The organism is Helicobacter pylori (assembly GCF_001998165.1).
GTDB classification, from domain to species: domain Bacteria; phylum Campylobacterota; class Campylobacteria; order Campylobacterales; family Helicobacteraceae; genus Helicobacter; species Helicobacter pylori_DL.
Map to the genome: position 1 here is coordinate 1 of NZ_MTWR01000061.1, position 3601 is coordinate 3601.

Sequence of the window (3601 nt, forward strand, 5' to 3'; positions counted from 1 at the left end):
ACACCAACACGCCTTTAAAATCCTTTAAAAACTCCATTTCTAAAAGCATGAACGCCAACCTCAAACGGCTGTATTCTCCAGAGCTTAAGGTTTCTAATTGGGAATTTTGCAAATTCAAAACGAGTTTTTGAGCGCCTTTTTCGCTCATGGGGGCTTCTTCTAAAACCAAACTAGGGCTTTTTAGGAGCAAATCTTTCGCTTTAGCGCTTAAAAGAGCGTTAAAACCGGCTAAATACTCTTTTCTAAAGCCGCTTATTTCTTCGCATAATTTCAAGCATTCGGTTTTTAGTTGCTCTATTTCTTTGTGGTAAGTTTCGCAATAATTATCAATTTCTTTTAGGTTATGCAATTCGTTTTTAACATGCCCTAATCGTTCTTTAGCATGCGTAATACTCCCATAATCCTTAATGATCCCACTTAGCATGCCAAGCCTTTCTAGCACTTTTTCAATATCCAAACGCTCGCACTCTTCTAATTTAGCCTGCTCTTTTTCCAATAGAGCGCTCGCTTCTAATAAAGCGCTTTTTAAAAATTCAGCGCTATGGCCCACGCTCTCTAAAGCATGCGTGATTTTGTGGGTATTTTCTAGCACCTCTAACGCCAGAGCGATTTTATCGTTCAATTTTTCCTTACTGGAAAGCAATTTTTTCTGCTCTAAAAGGCGTTCGTATTCATCTTCTTTTAAATCCAATCTCTCTAATTTCATTTTTTCAAAATTCAAACGCTCTTCTAAATCCTTTTGGAAACGCTTTTTATCCTCTAATAATCGCCTTTCTTTTTCTAGCTTTTCTAAATGGGTGAATTTTTCTTCAAGTGCGCCTAAAAGGGGGCTAAACGCCTTATTTTGGTTTTGGATATAGCCATCCAGTAAGGAGAGCATTAAAATATCATTGAGTTCATTCTGGCTGAATCTGTCGTTAGATAGGCGTTTGATCAAACCTTTTAATAACGCTTTGAGTGTGTTTTTAGACAGGCTTGTTTGGTTTAAAAAATAGCGCGTTTTTTCTTTTTTAATCACGCTGATGACTAAGGGTTCATGTTCATCTTCTCTAAAAATGCCGTATTCTTCAGTGTCTAAAAAAGGCGCGATCAATTCCACTTCAATGCTTGAAGCGTTGCTCTCTTTAAGCCCAAACGCCCCTAAAAGGCTCGCAATAAGAACGCTTTTTCCCACCCCACTAGCCCCACTAATCGCGCTCAAGCCGTCTTTAAACTCCAAATCCAATTTTTCAAAAACAGCGTTTTGACGCACCTTTAAGCGTGTGATTTGAGCGTTATTAAAATCTCGCATGTTTTACCCTTTTTATCTTTTTTTGCTAGGGCTTTCCCCCCATAAGAGCTTTTCTTTAAGCACTTTAAAATAATCCCTTGAATTTTTTTGTAAGAGTTTGGTGGTCGTGGGGCTTTTTTGAATGTATAGGGGTTGGTTGGCCTTTAAATCATAGGTGGCTTGCCCATCAATGACCACAAGAGCGTCTTCATAAGCGCAAAAATTCAAACAAAATTCCGCTCCTAACACTAAAGGGCGTTGCGTTAAAGAGAAATCGCACAAGGGCGTTAAAATATAGCTCTGGCTTAAAGCATGCACAATAGGTCCATGAGCGCTCAAATTATAAGCGGTTGAGCCTAGGGGCGTGGCAATGATAAGCCCATCGCCTTTATAGGTGTTAAAGGGCGTATGGCCCACATAAGCTTGGATGTCTAAAACCCCTAAAGCTTTTTTTTTGGCGATCACAATTTCATTGATCGCATAAAAAGAGGTTTTTCCAATACGGCCCTCTAAAGCCAAATGCTCTTCTAATTTGATCCTATCTTGCTTGAGATCTTGTAAGAAACCTTTCAAACCATTCAATTCAACCGCGCTCAAAAACCCTAAATTCCCTATTCTAACCCCAAAACATGGCTTATTGTAAGAATGCGTCATTCTTAAAGCCCCTAAAATCGTGCCATCGCCCCCTAAACATAAAAACGCATAGGCTTTTTCTATTAAGCGTTCATCTTTTACTCCATCAAGGCCATCAATCATAAAGCTTTCAAACCCTTCATCTTCTAAAAGCCTTAAAACCCATTCTTTAGCTCGCTCTAGCTTTTCAAAAAGAGAGTTTTGATAATGGGTAGGCCGCACAAACACGCCGATAGTTTGATGTGAATCTTTCATGCGTATATTGTAGCTTAAAGCTTGAAACAAAATTTTAAAAAAAAAGGGTTTTAGCCGCTTTTTATTAATCTTATGTGGAATTCATAAGGAGTTTTTATTTTTATTAATGTTTCATTCTTTAATCGTTTTTAATTGTTTTTTGGGTATTCTTTTTAAGAATGTAAGCATTATGTTAAGGAATCATACATGAAAAAATTTTTTTCTAAACCTTTGTTAGCTTTGGTTGTTTCTATGAATGCACTACTAGCTATGGATGGTAATGGCGTTTTTTTAGGGGCGGGTTATTTGCAAGGACAAGCCCAAATGCATGCGGATATTAATTCTCAAAAACAAGCCACTAACGCTACTATCAAGGGCTTTGATGCGCTTTTAGGGTATCAATTTTTCTTTGAAAAACACTTTGGCTTACGCCTTTATGGGTTTTTTGACTACGCTCATGCCAATTCCATTAGGCTTAAAAACCCTAACTATAACAGCGAAGCGGCGCAAGTGGCTAGTCAAATTCTTGGGAAACAAGAAATCAATCGTTTAACAAACATTGCCGATCCCAGAACTTTTGAGCCAAACATGCTCACTTATGGGGGGGCTATGGATGTGATGGTCAATGTCATCAATAACGGCATCATGAGTTTGGGGGCTTTTGGTGGGGTGCAATTGGCCGGCAATTCATGGCTTATGGCGACACCGAGCTTTGAGGGCATTTTAGTGGAACAAGCCCTTGTGAGCAAGAAAGCCACTTCTTTCCAATTTTTATTCAATGTGGGGGCTCGCTTAAGGATCTTAAAACATTCCAGCATTGAAGCGGGCGTGAAATTCCCCATGCTAAAGAAAAACCCCTATATCACTGCAAAAAATTTGGATATAGGGTTTAGGCGCGTGTATTCGTGGTATGTGAATTACGTGTTCACTTTCTAGGGGCGCGTCCCTAGAGCGTTAGAACGCTCTCAATTTTTTGGATCAACTCTTCTTTTCTTTTTTCTAAACTTGTGGGCGTCCATTCTGTGTAGCGGCACACATCGTTTTTAGTCATATCATAGCAAGTCATCACCCTAAAAGTTTTCTTATTGTCTAGCGCGATAGTTTTCCCCATGTAGATTTCTTTTTTCTCTTTGAAAGCTTGGTTTAAAGCTTGGTTTAAAGCTTTGGTGTTTTTCTTGCCCCCTAAAAGCGTGAGGTTGGCTAAAGAATGCGTGTATAATTCCCTTTCTTCTTCGTTAAAGTCTTTCACCCATTGGCTTGAAGGATCGGGGTTTTGGGGCAGAATGCGTTCAACATGCAAATCGTCATCCATTTTAATGTAAGCGGGGTTGGCGTTATCGCTCATGAAATATTCCCCTAAAATGAGAACGGGTTTGAGCCATGAATTTTTTTTGACGGATTTACCAGCGAAGTAGAATTTCGGGTATAAGTAGTAGTCTTGTAGGTTTTCTTTAAAGCGTTGCG

At 39.1% G+C, this 3601-nt stretch carries 4 protein-coding genes; 1 reads left to right on the forward strand and 3 read right to left on the reverse strand.

The window, feature by feature from the left end; translation table 11 throughout:
- Window positions 1-1291: DNA repair protein RecN (locus BZK24_RS07225; RefSeq protein WP_077657020.1), on the reverse strand; the 1291-nt coding region annotated here is incomplete at its 3' end.
- Between the two features lie 12 nt (window positions 1292-1303).
- Window positions 1304-2158: an NAD(+)/NADH kinase gene (locus BZK24_RS07230; RefSeq protein WP_077657022.1), complete on the reverse strand. Its 855-nt coding sequence runs from the start codon at window positions 2156-2158 to the stop codon at window positions 1304-1306.
- 186 nt (window positions 2159-2344) lie between these two features.
- Between BZK24_RS07230 and BZK24_RS07235 the strand changes: the two genes are divergently transcribed.
- Window positions 2345-3073: an outer membrane protein gene (locus tag BZK24_RS07235; protein WP_077657021.1), complete on the forward strand. Its 729-nt coding sequence runs from the start codon at window positions 2345-2347 to the stop codon at window positions 3071-3073.
- 10 nt (window positions 3074-3083) lie between these two features.
- Here BZK24_RS07235 and BZK24_RS07240 read toward each other — a convergent pair.
- Window positions 3084-3601 (reverse strand): HNH endonuclease family protein (locus tag BZK24_RS07240; protein ID WP_143424394.1); only part of this gene is annotated, 518 nt, incomplete at its 5' end.